This window comes from Wolbachia endosymbiont of Wiebesia pumilae, from assembly GCF_017869285.1.
GTDB classification, from domain to species: Bacteria; Pseudomonadota; Alphaproteobacteria; order Rickettsiales; family Anaplasmataceae; genus Wolbachia; species Wolbachia pipientis.
This window is the reverse complement of record NZ_CP054557.1, coordinates 26106-40447: the sequence shown is the minus strand read 5'-3', so window position 1 is coordinate 40447 and position 14342 is coordinate 26106. Positions and strand designations below refer to the sequence as shown.

General features: G+C 35.9%; 12 protein-coding genes. 6 read left to right on the top strand and 6 right to left on the bottom strand.

What is annotated here, in order from left to right:
- Window positions 1–103: 103 nt before the first annotated feature.
- On the top strand, window positions 104–1426 hold the full coding sequence (locus tag HUB92_RS00205; RefSeq protein ID WP_077188090.1) for a malic enzyme-like NAD(P)-binding protein: 1323 nt from the start codon (window positions 104–106) through the stop codon (window positions 1424–1426).
- Between the two features lie 14 nt (window positions 1427–1440).
- Here the strand turns inward: HUB92_RS00205 and HUB92_RS00200 are convergent, their stop codons facing one another.
- The gene (locus HUB92_RS00200) at window positions 1441–2349 is read right to left on the bottom strand and encodes a P44/Msp2 family outer membrane protein (RefSeq protein WP_244663070.1); all 909 of its coding nucleotides are present in this window, start codon (window positions 2347–2349) and stop codon (window positions 1441–1443) included.
- A 129-nt stretch (window positions 2350–2478) separates the two neighbouring features.
- Here HUB92_RS00200 and HUB92_RS00195 point away from each other — a divergent pair, with 129 nt between their 5' ends.
- A complete protein-coding gene (locus HUB92_RS00195) occupies window positions 2479–2697 on the top strand; it encodes a BolA/IbaG family iron-sulfur metabolism protein (protein ID WP_006280012.1) in 219 nt (72 codons plus the stop codon).
- A 15-nt stretch (window positions 2698–2712) separates the two neighbouring features.
- Window positions 2713–3036 (top strand): Grx4 family monothiol glutaredoxin, encoded by a 324-nt coding sequence (gene grxD, locus HUB92_RS00190; protein WP_006280013.1) that lies wholly within the window; start codon window positions 2713–2715, stop codon window positions 3034–3036.
- A gap of 194 nt (window positions 3037–3230) precedes the next feature.
- On the opposite strand, the gene fumC is transcribed toward grxD, so the two are convergent.
- From fumC to murC, 5 genes are all read right to left on the bottom strand, one after another.
- Window positions 3231–4625 (bottom strand): class II fumarate hydratase, encoded by a 1395-nt coding sequence (gene fumC, locus HUB92_RS00185; RefSeq protein ID WP_209472803.1) that lies wholly within the window; start codon window positions 4623–4625, stop codon window positions 3231–3233.
- 426 nt (window positions 4626–5051) lie between these two features.
- A complete protein-coding gene (locus HUB92_RS00180) occupies window positions 5052–6002 on the bottom strand; it encodes an IS481 family transposase (protein WP_209472420.1) in 951 nt (316 codons plus the stop codon).
- 45 nt (window positions 6003–6047) lie between these two features.
- Window positions 6048–7058, bottom strand: a complete 1011-nt coding sequence (cgtA, locus tag HUB92_RS00175; protein ID WP_209472801.1) for an Obg family GTPase CgtA — start codon at window positions 7056–7058, stop codon at window positions 6048–6050.
- The gene (eno, locus tag HUB92_RS00170) at window positions 7046–8320 is read right to left on the bottom strand and encodes a phosphopyruvate hydratase (RefSeq protein WP_010082238.1); all 1275 of its coding nucleotides are present in this window, start codon (window positions 8318–8320) and stop codon (window positions 7046–7048) included. Before eno ends, cgtA begins: the two co-directional genes overlap by 13 nt.
- Window positions 8321–8324: 4 nt before the next feature.
- A complete protein-coding gene (gene murC, locus HUB92_RS00165) occupies window positions 8325–9821 on the bottom strand; it encodes a UDP-N-acetylmuramate--L-alanine ligase (RefSeq protein WP_038250394.1) in 1497 nt (498 codons plus the stop codon).
- Between the two features lie 26 nt (window positions 9822–9847).
- Between murC and HUB92_RS00160 the strand changes: the two genes are divergently transcribed.
- The 3 genes from HUB92_RS00160 (at window position 9848) to HUB92_RS00150 (ending at window position 14340) form a co-directional block, all read left to right on the top strand.
- Entirely contained in the window at window positions 9848–10522 is a 675-nt protein-coding gene (locus tag HUB92_RS00160; protein WP_209472799.1) for a septal ring lytic transglycosylase RlpA family protein, read from the top strand.
- 831 nt (window positions 10523–11353) lie between these two features.
- The gene (locus HUB92_RS00155; RefSeq protein WP_209472797.1) at window positions 11354–12718 is read left to right on the top strand and encodes an ankyrin repeat domain-containing protein; all 1365 of its coding nucleotides are present in this window, start codon (window positions 11354–11356) and stop codon (window positions 12716–12718) included.
- A 119-nt stretch (window positions 12719–12837) separates the two neighbouring features.
- Window positions 12838–14340, top strand: a complete 1503-nt coding sequence (locus HUB92_RS00150; protein ID WP_209472795.1) for a type II secretion system protein GspD — start codon at window positions 12838–12840, stop codon at window positions 14338–14340.
- Window positions 14341–14342: the final 2 nt, after the last annotated feature.

Sequence of the window (14342 nt, the reverse complement as noted above, 5' to 3'; positions counted from 1 at the left end):
TACAGAAGTACAACAGAGTTCACAAGTTAATAATTTACAATTGAACATTTATAAAAACTCCATATACTTAAAAAATACAAGCTTAAAATATAAGGATGTAATGATGAACGATGATTTAGATAGTACCACAAAACAAGAAGCGCTTAAGTATCACAGCAGAGGTGGTAACCCTGGTAAAATTTCAATCATGCCAACAAAACCTTTATCTACCCAGTATGATTTGTCACTTGCTTATTCCCCTGGTGTTGCAGCTCCGTGCCTTGAAATAGCTAAAAATCCTGAGGTTGTTTATGATTATACAGCAAAAAGCAACTGTGTTGCTGTCATTTCAAATGGCACTGCAGTGCTTGGACTTGGTAATATCGGTCCTCTTGCTGCAAAACCTGTCATGGAAGGCAAAGCTGTTTTATTTAAGCGTTTTGCTGATATTGATGCAGTTGATATAGAAGTTGGTACAGAAAATATAGAAGATTTCATCAATGCAGTAAGGTATCTTGGGCCAAGTTGGGGGGGGATAAATTTAGAAGATATAAGATCTCCCGATTGTTTTATAATAGAGAAACGCCTGAATGAACTGATGGATATTCCAGTGTTCCATGATGACCAGCATGGAACTGCGGTGGTTGTTGCAGCTGGCATAGAAAATGCTCTTGATATTGTTGAAAAGAAATTAGAGGATGTTAAGATCATTATGAATGGTGCTGGAGCAGCCGGTATTGCATGTTTAGAAATACTAAAGTCCATGGGCGCTAAAAATATAGTGCTGTGTGATAAGCAAGGAGTAATATACAAAGGTAGAAACGAGGATATGAATGAGTGGAAGGAAAAGTATGCAATTGATACTTCCGAACGTTCTCTACTTGATACAATAAAAGGCGCTGATGTATTCATCGGACTATCTGCAAAAGATGTGTTAAATGAAGAGATGTTAAAGAGTATGGGCAAAGACCCGATTATTTTTGCTCTTGCCAATCCCGATCCAGAAGTAAGGCCTGAGTTTGCAAAATCTGTGAGGCCAGATGCAATAATTGCAACTGGTAGGTCAGATTACAACAACCAAGTCAACAACGTAATGGGTTTTCCTTATATATTTAGAGGGGCACTTGATGTACATGCAACAACAATAAATGATGAAATGAAAATTGCAGCTGCAGATGCAATAGCAAAGCTTGCCCGTGAGCCAGTACCAGGTGAGATATCTGCAGTCTATGGCGGTCGTAAAATGGGCTATGGACGTGAATATATAATACCTACTCCATTTGACCCAAGATTAATTTCTATAGTAGCTCCTGCTGTTGCAAAAGCCGCAGTTGATTCAGGTGTTGCAAGAAAGGCAATACAAGATTGGAGTAAATATGAAAATCAATTAAAATCTCGTCTTTCTAATGTTCTCAGCACGTTGAATTTACTATCTTCACATATGTAATTTATTGGATAAAGTTAAAAGTGATAAACCAACCCAAACTCTAAGCCATATATGCCAAACCTATTGGTAATGGTTGCAGTTGTTGATTCAACACGTGCAGTTTCATCAACTTTACTTCCTCCACCGGCAGGAATATATCCTTCACCAGCTAGTATCTTTATTCCTGGTACAATATCTTTAAATTGGTTATCAAGGATACCAAAATAGCGTAAACCAGCAAATGCTTGAGTTTGTGCTGTAAGTTGGTGATTGATACCAAGTTTTGCTTGGTAAGCCAAGGCATATCTGGTTTTTCCTAGAAATTTAACCCTAGTTACACCTGCACCAATACCAACATATGGGGTGAATGGCATTTTTGCTATATTAAAATCACGATATACATTGACCATTCCAGCTAAGTTATTAAAACCTTCATTTTTCATCTTAAATGCAGCTCTGAACTCTGCTTCAACACTACAATTTTCTTGAATGTGAATACCAACCTTTCCACTTCTCCAAGGTGAATTGCATTCCGCTCCAGTAGACGCATCATTGTGACGACGAAGTTCAATATATCTTGCTTTTTTCTTATCTGAATAATCTTCATCATATAAGTTAGTCTGAGAATATAAGCCTTCAAACTCAACTCTCATATTTTTGAATAAATACCCTATTGCAGCACTACCGGCAAACCCTGGAACATATTTAGGACTGTATCCAGCTTCAATTCGCTCCTTCTTATTACAACTAAAAACCCCCTCTGTTATATTGTCACCTGCATCTTCTTTTCCTTCTAGAGAACCTATTGCATTGAAGAATGCTCCAAAATAGTTAGCTTTGATGTAAACATTCTCTAAGTTATTTATTTTATCATCGTAAGATAAGCACCTAAATGAAAAAGTTAGCAAAACCAATAGATATGTGAATTTAAATCTTTCGCCCACCACAAAGCCTCCCTGCATAATTTGTCATTCCATTATTATAGTATGCTTCTATTTTTTATGATAGCAACTTTTTATTGCACTCAATCGTTTTAGATTTATAATGAAAGTATTGTAATTTAAAGCAAATCAATGACTATTGCAATTCACGAATTAGAGAGGATCATCAAACAATCGTTCCCCGACGCTGATATAAAGATTCATGATCTTGCTGGAGATGATGACCATTATCATTTAAAAATAAACTCCAAGTGTTTTCTTGGAAAGACAAAAATAGAACAGCATAAAATGGTATATAAAGCTCTGGAAGGTCAGTCTATACACGCCTTGCAACTGGAAACTAATACTTAAAAATAAGGTGAATTTATGAGCAATTTTGAACAAATAAAAAAAGATATAACAGAAAATGATGTGGTATTGTATATGAAAGGCACTTCTGATTTTCCTCAATGCGGATTCTCTGGACTCGTCGTGTCAATCCTAAAAAAATTGAACGTGAAGTTTAAGTATATTAACGTGTTGGAGAATGATGAAATACGTGAATCTATAAAAAAGTTTTCTGATTGGCCAACAATTCCACAATTATATATAAAGGAAGAGTTTATTGGTGGTTGCGACATCACTCGCGAGATGTACGAAAAAGGCGAACTGCAAAGTTTATTGAAGGAAAAAAAAATTATTGCGGAATAAGTACCAAGAAACCAGTGCCCAGACGCTGGATAACGTAGTATAGCTATGAAAAAGGATCTTATGTCTTAAACCGTATCCGTTCAGGGGAGCGGCAAAATAAGGTAGACAAAGCAAGATAATAATGTTGATGTTAACACTATTGTCAAGTTTACTGGCCTTTCTATTAGTGAGATTGAAGAATTAAGTGTGAGCGGTTACAAATAATTTACCATTTCTTCTGGTTTCACTATCCTTTCAAACTCTTCCTCAGTGAGCAGTTGAAGTTTTGCTGCTGCTTCTTTTAGAGTGATATTTTCTTTATAAGCAAGCTTCGCTATTTTTGCTGCATTGTCGTACCCTATATGCGTATTTAATATAGTGACCAACATCAACGACTGATTCAGTAAATCTTTTATCCTCTCTTCATTTGCTTTAATACCAATTACACATTTTTCTGTAAAATTTAAACTTGCATCAGCTAAAAGTCTTATAGACTGCAAAACATTGTAAATTATCACTGGCTTAAACACATTCAATTCAAAATGACCGTTTGAACCACTAATGGTTACAGCAACATGATTTCCCATAACTTGAGTGCATACCATAGTCACCGCTTCACACTGAGTTGGATTCACTTTACCTGGCATAATTGAAGAACCAGGCTCATTTTCCGGTAACATTATTTCCCCAATTCCGCATCTTGGACCAGAACCAAGCAACCTTATATCATTTGCAATTTTCATTAAACTGACTGCTACTGTATTGAGTGTTCCACTGAGCTCAACTAAAGCATCATTTGCTGCTAGCGCTTCAAATTTATTGCCTGCTGAAGTAAATGGAAGGTTAGTAATTCCTGCAACTTGCTTTGCAAAATCTTCAGCAAAACCCTTTTTAGTATTGAGTCCCGTGCCAACCGCAGTGCCACCTTGTGCAAGCTCGTATATACCACTTAAAGTTGATTTTACTCTCTCTATCCCCTTTTTAATCTGGACTGCATAGCCAGAGAACTCCTGTCCTAGTGTTAGGGGCGTTGCATCTTGCAGATGAGTACGTCCTACTTTTATTATATCTTTAAATTCCTGAACCTTATTATCCAGCACCTTATGCAATTTTTCAAGATTTGGAATAAGCAAGCAGTTTATTTGCTCTGCTGCTGCTATATGCATTGCTGTTGGAAAGGTGTCATTTGACGACTGACCATAATTCACATGATCATTTGGATGTATTGGAGATTTACTACCCAAATTACCACCTAAAATCTCTATTGCACGATTGCTGATCACTTCATTCATATTCATATTAGTCTGCGTTCCGGATCCGGTTTGCCAAACAACAAGCGGAAATTCATTATTAAATTTGCCATCTATTACTTCCCTCGCGGCTGTGCAAATTGCGTCCCCTACCCTATCATCTATAACACCATGTTTCATATTAACACGCGCTGCTGCAAGTTTTACTATTGCTAATGCTTTAATCAGAGGCTCTGGCATTTTTTCTGTGCCAATCTTAAAATTTTCTAAAGAACGCTGAGTCTGTGCTCCCCAGTAATGTTCACTTGGTACTTTTACTTCCCCTAAGCTGTCTGATTCTATTCTCATCTTTCTATCCATATTTTCCTCCTGGTGTTATGCAAACTGGTTCACTACATAATTTTTTCATGCCTACTTCTTGGTTAATTAAATCATACTAGATCCAAGTAGTCAAGTGTACGAACATTGCAATTTTCAGTTAACTTGCATGGTAGATGCAAGTAGCTGACACTGATTCACTTTATGATGGTGTCATTCCAGTCTGGAATCCAGCCTTTTCATAATCATCAAAACGTTGTATTTTAACATAAAACGGCTACTTTTATGCTTACCAACTTAATAAAATTCCTGGATCCCAGTGTCTGGGCACTGGGATGACACCCTTCTGGTGGACTCAAATCACGATGTTTGCACAGCTGTACGCTTAGTTCTGGTTGCACGCTACCATTCTTGTACATCCATAAATAGAAAATTTACGCTTTAAAAGGATCATATACATCGATTTCCTTAGATGTATGGTCCCAGAGTGTGATGGTGTGGATTTAGTATAAATAATTCTGGAGACTGTGTCCACTGATAACATATAAATTCATAAGGAGTAAGACCCTTAAGAGTTTTGAGTCTCTTTGCATAATTATAAGCCATAACAAAGTTATAAAGGTGTTCTTTAAGTTGCTGGTGCGATTGATAGTAATACTTCTTAACTGTAGCATCCTTTAAAGTTTTATTCATACGCTCGACTTGCCCATTCGTCCAAGGATGGCTAACTTTTGTCAAACGATGTTCAATAACATTCCCTTCGCAAACTCTATCAAATATATGTTGGAAAGCATACTTATGACGCTTCTGGTTTGTAAATTGTATACCGTTATCTGTCAAAATAGTATGGATTTTATACGGTAAAATTCTAATCAAATTACGTAAGAACTCAGCAGCTATGGGTTTTGTAGCACTGTTACGCAACTCAACATAGGTAAATTTGGATGTCCTATCAATAGCAACAAACAAATGTAATTTGCCCTCCTCAGTTCTAACTTCAGCAATATCAATATGAAAGTAACCGATAGGATATTGTTTGAATTTCTTTTTTGACTTAACTTCTCCATCAACAGTTGGTAATCTGCTAATGTTGTGTCTTTGTAAACAACGATGCAAGCTAGAGCGAGTCAAATGCGGAATTGTAGACTGCAGAGCGTAAAGGCAATCATCTAGTGGCAGTAGTGTATACTTGCGAAATGTAACTATTATAGCTTCCTCTTCTAGCGTTAAAACAGTCGATCTTGGACGCTTTGGACCCATATCAGCATCTTTCGTAAATGAACGTTTTCTCCACTTAATAATAGTTTTTGGATTAAGGTTATAATGCTTGGAGAGTTTTGCTATGCTCTCTTTTCTATTTTGTATTGCTCTACGAATCGTCTGTGTTGTTTTGGCGCACCCATGCAATATTTGTCCCATAACTCCTCCTTTGATGGTATTTTTTTCTCATATTTTATCATACCATCACACTCTGGGACTGTACATCTTAGAATTACTCTTTTTCAATTTTTCACTTAATAATCTTAAAATAGGCTGTAAATCACCATTAATTGATAAGCACAGCACTTCTTTATTGAGATAATTAGCTAGGTGATTCTTCTTTTCCAGAATTTCTGCTTCCCTCAATAAGTCGCATTTGTTTAATACTACAATCTCTTCTTTTTCAACAAGATCACTATTGTAAAGTTCCAATTCATTATGGATACAACTATAAGCCGAAACAACGTCATCGTGAGTTACATCGATTAAATGAAGTAAAATTTGACACCTTTCTATGTGCTTTAAAAATTTATGCCCGAGCCCAACTCCAAGGTGAGCATCAGTAATTATTCCAGGAATATCTGCTATTACAACTTCGCTATCATCCACTTTTACCATGCCTAAATGAGGTCTTACGGTGGTAAATGGATAATCGCCTACTTTTGTATCGGAATTTGAGCAGCGAGTCAAAAATTTTGATTTACCTGCGTTTGGCATGCCAATAATTCCAACATCTGATAAAACTTTTAGTTTTAATAATACATGTTTTTCTTCGCCAGGCTGACCGTAAGTAAAATGTCTTGGTGCCTTATTAGTAGAAGATTTAAAATTAGTATTTCCAAGTCCACCTTTTCCACCCTGTGCTACTTGAAATTCCATACCAGGCTTGTCAAGGTCTACTATTATCTCTTCACTTTCTTCATCAATTATTTGTGCACCGACTGGAACTTTAAGTATAACGTCTTTCCCTGCTGTGCCAGATCTATCCCTGCCTGCACCATTTTTTCCACTATCTGCTTTAATGTGTCTTCTATAACGAAAATGAAGCAAAGTGTTGAGATTAGCGTCGCTGATGAAAACTATGTTTCCACCCTTTCCTCCATTACCACCATTTGGACCACCAAATTCAACGAACTTTTCTCGACGAAAACTTGCACAGCCATCACCACCGTCACCAGCTTTTAAACACAATTTTACTTCGTCTATAAAACCCATGCTAACCCACGATAATATTTAGCATCCTTTCCTAATGCGCTTTCTATTCTGATTAGCTCGTTATACTTCGCGAGTCTATCAGAACGCGATAGCGACCCGGTTTTTATTTGCCCGCAATTTGACGCAACTGCTATATGAGATATTGTTGTGTCTTCTGTTTCACCTGAGCGATGAGAAACAACAGCTTTATAGCCATTTGATTTTGCCATTTCAATAGCAGCAAAAGTTTCTGTTAACGTCCCTATTTGATTTGGCTTGATCAGTACAGCATTTGCCATTTTTTCCTCTATTCCTTTGCATATCAGTTCACAATTTGTAACAAACAAATCATCCCCAACCAATTGAATTTTACTCCCCAATTTTGCAGTAAGTAATTTCCAACCTTCATAGTCGTCTTCACTCATTGCATCTTCTATAGAAATTATTGGATATCTTTCCACAAGATTACAATAATATTCAGTCAACTCTTCTGAAGTAAGATCTCTGTGTTCAAATTTGTAAATTCCATCTTCATAAAAAGTAGATGAAGCAACATCAAGGCCTAGTGCAAAATCACTTTGCGCTGAATAACCTGCTGATTCTATAGCGTATATGATCAAATCAAGTGCTTCTTCAGTACTTTCAATATTTGGTGCAAAACCACCTTCATCCCCTACATTTGTGCTATAACCTTTTTTCTTAAGAATGCTACGTAAGTTGTGGAATACCTCCGCAGATATTCTAATCGCTTCGCTGAAAGTCTCAGCACCGACCGGAAGAATCATGAATTCTTGGAAATCGAGCTTATTGTCTGCATGTACTCCACCATTAATTATGTTAATGAGTGGAACCGGCATAACACTCGTCTGCTTTCCTCCCAAATATCTATATAGCGGCATTTTGAAACTGTTTGCTGCTGCTTTTGCAACTGCAAGAGACACACCCAAAGTTGCATTTGCTCCAAGTTTTGATTTGTTTTTTGTTCCATCCAGTTCAATTAATGCTTTATCAATTGCATTTTGGTCCGCTGCATTCATTCCAATGATTTCATCTGCTATTATCCCATTTACAGCTTGAACAGCTTTCAGCACTCCCTTACCACAATACCTTTTCTCATCTTGGTCCCTGAGTTCCAAGGCTTCTAATTTACCGGTTGAAGCTCCAGAAGGTACAGATGCCCTGCCTATTGCACCATCACAGAGCTCAATTTCTACCTCAATAGTGGGGTAACCCCTGCTATCTAAAATTTCTCTTGCAAATACGTTATTGATTATCTTATTCATTACATTAAACCTTAACTTCCGCAATAAGTGCTGCAGTTTCCTTTGCCAATTTAGCTATATTACTACCAGCACCAATAAATAATACTATATCACTTGGACTTGTCGAATCACTAATAAAATGTGAAATGAGCAAAGCATCATTCATAATTTTTGTGTTATTAAATCCATTACTGATTAAAGCTTTTTGTATATCATCAATCCCACAACCAGGAATAGGCTTGTCTTCTGGGGGATGAACAGGAGTGAGGATGACATAATCAAACATCATGAAAATTCGTATGAATTCATCAAAAAAATTACGAATGCGGGCAAAACGAAGTGGTTCGATAATTCCTATTACTTTTCCTTTAGTAATCGAACGTGCAGCCGTTAAAGTTGCATATATTTCATTTGGATGATGGGCATAATCCTCAATTAACTTAACACCTTTAATATCGGCAATCAAAGAGAATCTTCTTGCTACTCCTTGAAATTCCAAAAGGCCTTTTTTAATATCTGCATCGCTAATTCCGAGCTTTATCGCAACTGATATTGCAGCTAGGGCGTTGCTTACTTTGTGAATTCCAATTGCATTTGATAGTACTATGTTTTTTAAAGGGCTGGATCCCAGTGTCACGCACTGGGATGACATCTCTGTACACTTTCCTTTTGTCATTCCAGCACGTAATGCTGGAATCCAGTTGTTCAACACATCAAATTCTATGCTGTTAGCATGCTGTTTAATGTTGCTGGCTCTTATGCTACCATTCTCAAACCCAAACGTTATAGAATTACCCGCATCATAATCGATGTCTACAGAATCAGGTAAAACTGCAGAACCTGCATTATTCACGAATTGGGAAAATGCATTTTTGATATTATCAAATGTGCCGTAATAATCTATGTGGTCATTGTTGATACTTGTTATGACAGCAATCTTTGCAGGGATTTTTAGCATAGTTCCATCAGACTCATCAGCCTCGATCAGAAAAGTGTCACTCCCTCCAAGTTTGAAGTTGCTCTTATAGGAATTTAATATCCCTCCTACAGTTACAGTCGCATCAATGCCAGAATGATCAAAAATGGAAGCAATCATAGCGGTTGTTGTTGTCTTTCCGCTTGAACCTGAAACCGCTATCACATATTTACCTTTCATAATTTCAGCAAGTATGTCTGATCTATGCAAAACGGTTTTATTGTTATTTTTTGCCGCAATTAACTCCACATTATCAGATTCTATTGCAGAAGAATGTACAACTATTTGAGCTTGGCTTATATTATTAGCATTGTGACCAATAAAAACCTCTATACCTAGCTTTTGTAACTTATTTATATTGTCGTTTGATTGTGCATCACTGCCTTGAACTTTGCAATTGGAATTGTGAAGAATTTCAGCAATGGCACTCATTCCGATTCCACCTATACCAATAATATGTATTATTCCTTTTTGAGTTTTGTTAATATTTAGCAGTAGATGTTTACTCATTACTAAATTTATTATAGTATAATTTAAAATCCTCATAGTATCGAACCCTCTTACCGAATACAATGATAAAAAACCTAACCTTTCTATGTCTAATATTTGTTTTGATAAGTAGCTGCAGTTTTAGCAACAGGTTTAACTGCACTGCAGGTCATTATAAAATTGGCAGCAGCTACACAATAAATGGTATAACTTATCACCCAAAAAACTGTAAACACTATGAAGAGATAGGGATAGCATCGTGGTATGGAATAGAAGATCATGGCACACTTACAGCAAATGGTGAAGCGTTTAACCGTCACTTGATCTCTGCAGCGCATAAGACTTTGCCCTTACCCTGCTTTGTTCTTGTCACTAATTTAGAAAATGGAAGAAAGCTTGTTACAAGGGTTAACGATAGAGGGCCTTTTATTGAAGGCAGAATAATAGACTTATCAGAAAAAGCAGCTCAAGTCTTAGGATTTCATAAATCTGGGCTTGCAAAAGTAAAAGTTCAATACCTAAGAAAGATGTCAGAACAATTGATACAAAATACTCCTCATTACAGAAAGCAATATGAAAAAGAAATGCAGAAACGTCACCCGAAACAAGACAGTGCAGAAAGTAAGGGATATGTTGCATTTTTTAAAAGTGCTCAGGCTGCTAAATCAGCTGCATCAAAGCTTCGCAATCAAGGAATAAAAAATGTTAGATTGCTTTTTAAGAACGATCAATATTGCGTGAAAGTGAGTTATAGGTAGTGGTGAGTGCAGAATTTGAAAGATTTGGTTAATGTAAGGAACGCTGGCTAACTATTGTAAGTTAAAAATGTGATATAAAAAAGATATCAACAATTTATAGCTATACCACCGCGATATCTCTTAGCCGCTAACAAGTAGCGAAATGACAGCAATCCTACGTCATGCCGCGATTCATTCGCGGTATCTCAGCCGCTAACAAGTAGCGGGATGACGAGCTTATCGTCATGCCACCGCGAACCGTCATACCGCGATTCATTCGCGGTATCTCAGCCGCTAACAAGTAGCAGAATGACAGCAATCCTACGTCATACCGTCACGGTATCTCTAGATCCCGCTAACAAGTAGCGGGATACTTGACCTTTACAGGAATGACAGTTGTCGTTTAGCTATAAATGTTAAGAAATTTACCAAATAAAAAAAAAGGCAAAGAAACCCTAGGGTAGCTAGTATTCAAATTCTCCCTTGTCTATTTGACGTCTTTTACTGTCTTAAACACTTTATAAGCGCGTTTCGGCTTGTATAGGTAGAAACCTAAAAGTTTTATAAAGACATGAGGTGCACATAGTGCAAAAAATTAAGCATGATTTACGCCAAATACATTAAGTTTTTTGTCATTAATCCACTGCAGAGATTGCGAAGATAAATAAATAGCTTCAGTTTCATGATAGGAGGGCTGGCGGAGTTTGTCAAGTAAGTTTTTCGTTTCATCCAATGCGCTGCCAAAAGTTTGTTATGCAAGAATGCACTAGCCATTTCTCACAGATTCATTTAAACTTAATCAAGTAGGAGTATTATTAACGCGAAAAGAGTTTAATTAGAGATTTAAGTGATATGGCGCGTGAGGAAGATATAAACCAATTAGTAGAAAATGGATTTGATATTAACTCAAAAGATGCAAGTGGAATCACTCTCTTGCATAAGTTCACAAAAGAAGGCGATTTAGTTGGAGTAAAGTCATTACTAGAGCACGAAGCTGATTTCAATGTCGTAGACAACGAAAATAGAAACCCTCTGCATTACGCCATTATGCATGGACACAAGAAAGTTGCTAAACTTTTTGTTAACCAACTGACAATTAATTCCAAGGATAAAAATGGATTCACTCCACTGCACCTTGCTGCACTACAAGATGACACGGAATTAATAGATTTTTTGATAACAAAAGGCGCAAAAATTAATGAAAAAGATGCCAAAGAGGGCTATACTCCTCTTCATATAGCTTCACTATACGGTTCTAAAAAAAGCGTCCAAATTTTAATTGATAGCGGAGCAAATCTCGAATGTGAAGATAACAATTTTCGTACTCCTTTGTTTTTAACCATTTATCAATGCACCGCACATTATGACAGCAGAGCAGAAATTATAGAATATCTGATAAAGAAAGGTGCAAATATAGAAGCCAAAGATGCAGAAAATAACACTACGCTTTTCCTAGCAGCGTATAACAACAAAATGCAAATAGTAAAACTTATTGCAAAAAAACAGCAAGCAAGTAACGATAAAATTAAACTTAAAGAGTTTTTTTGCACAAAAAACAACCATGGTTTTGATGCGTTAGATTGCGCTATTGAGCATAATAATAGAAAAATGGTAACATTTCTTATTTCAAAGGGAATAGAAGCAAACGATCAAGATTTTAATGGTAACGCTAGGCTGCATAAAGCTAGCCATAATGGTAACACTAAAACAGTTAAGCTCTTATTGAAGCTTAAGGTAAACGTTAATGCTGTTACTAAATGTAACAGAACTCCCTTGCTACTCGCAGTTAAAAAAGGCCATACACAAATTGTGAAAATGTTATTGGAAGTTAGAGCCAATATGAACATTTGTGAGCAACAAGGTTTTGCACCTCTACATCTTGCTGTTCAAAAGGATTATTTTGATATAGCTCAGTTGTTAACAGAAAAAGGTGCAGACCTTAACATTAAGTGCAATAACGGTCATACCGCAATAGATATGTTCATTAGCAAGGCTCATAGCAAAAAAAACATCGAAGAAAATTACAAAAAATTTTGTAGATTTTTGATGCTTTATCTGAAAGAGCTACATAGTAAACACAAAGCCTGTTGTATACTTTCAACCCTAGCTCTAAGCTTAACAATTATAGGCTTACCATTTATTTTCAAGCCTATTATTAAATACAGAGAAAGAAGTACAATATATAAAAAAATTAGGGCTATGCTGGTCTACATTTAAGTACAAGAAGAGTATACAAAAAATACATAGCCAAAGCTAATACACGACAATTATCTGCTCGATGAAAATGAGATTAAATACATTTTTAATATTTTTATAGAAATCTATTAGTATAGATTTTGTATGCTGTTCTAATGGCTATTTTTAAATGCTTAATACTCCTCTTCATTATTTCTTGCACACATCTACCTACCAAGCAATATCCTATTAACATAGACAATTATAAGCACGATTATCCGTTGCAACAATATAACACCTCTTTGGAGATTAATGAACCGTCAATACCAGAAATTATGCCTTTACCAATAGAGTTTCCCGATCTCACAATCAGTAATCAGCTTATTTCTATTAATGTTAGTGAAGAAGTATCAGTAAAGGATTTGCTGATTGAGATAGGAAAACTTTCTGACGTTAACTTGGATATGGACCCAAAAATATCAGGTAATATTATTTTAAAGCTAAAAGATAAGGATATAAACGAAGTAATTCAGAGTATAGCAAATAGCGCCAAACTGCGTTACTCAACAAGTAATGGTGTAATTAGAATTGAGCAGGACTTGCCATACGCACAAAATTATTACGTAGACTTCATCAATATTCAACATTCTGCTCAAAGCAGTTTCGTCATTAATAACAATATTACTAACAGTGATGGAAGTAACGTTGATAGGGACTATAACAATGTTATGAAGTCTCAATACAGTAGTGACTTATGGAATTCATTAGAAAAAGGCTTGAATGCAATAATGGATGTTAACGGGGTGGATGATGGCGAATTCCTTTCATCCAACAGAGAAGCTGGTGTTATTATTTTGAATGCTAGAAAAGATATCCACAAAGCTGTTGAAGAATATATTAATAAGGTTAAGAAGTTAGCGTCTTCTCAAGTAATGATAGAGGCAAAAATAGTTGAAGTTGTGCTAGATGACAAATACCTTTCTGGTATGAACTTAAATGACTTACAAGATGGAACTAAGTCTATAATAAATCAAGATAACTCCATTATTAACCTAGCAATGAACTTTGGTGCAAATGATCTAGGAGATTTAGTAAAAAATTTAGACAAATTTGGCACTTCAACTGTAATTTCAAGCCCCAGAGTACATGCTATAAATAATCAGCAAGCGATGATTTCATTTACTAAAAACCATATTTATTTTACCTCCGATATACAAAAAGATACTAGAAACTCTAATCAGACCTTAATTACCAAGATGAATAGCGTCCCAATAGGTGTTGTGCTAATAATCCACCCAAGCATTAACATTGATACTAGTGAAATATTCATGGATATACATCCAACTTTATCAAGAATTAACGGCTACACTAAAGATCCAGATATAGAGTACGTCGCACAGCAGAGTAAAATGAAATTAAATAGCGACATTCCAATTGTTGAAATCAGAGAAATGAACTCTATGTTAAAAATTAAGAGCGGTGAAATTATGGTAATCGGCGGGCTTATAGAACATAGAGAAGATAAGCAAAGCTTATTGCATCAGAAATCAAAAAGGCTAGCGAATAATATTAGAACAGTAGAAACTGTCATTTTTTTAAAAGCAACAATCGTACCAACATTTGGTTTGTTAGATAGAAAAGATAAGAATTTATATATATATTAAAT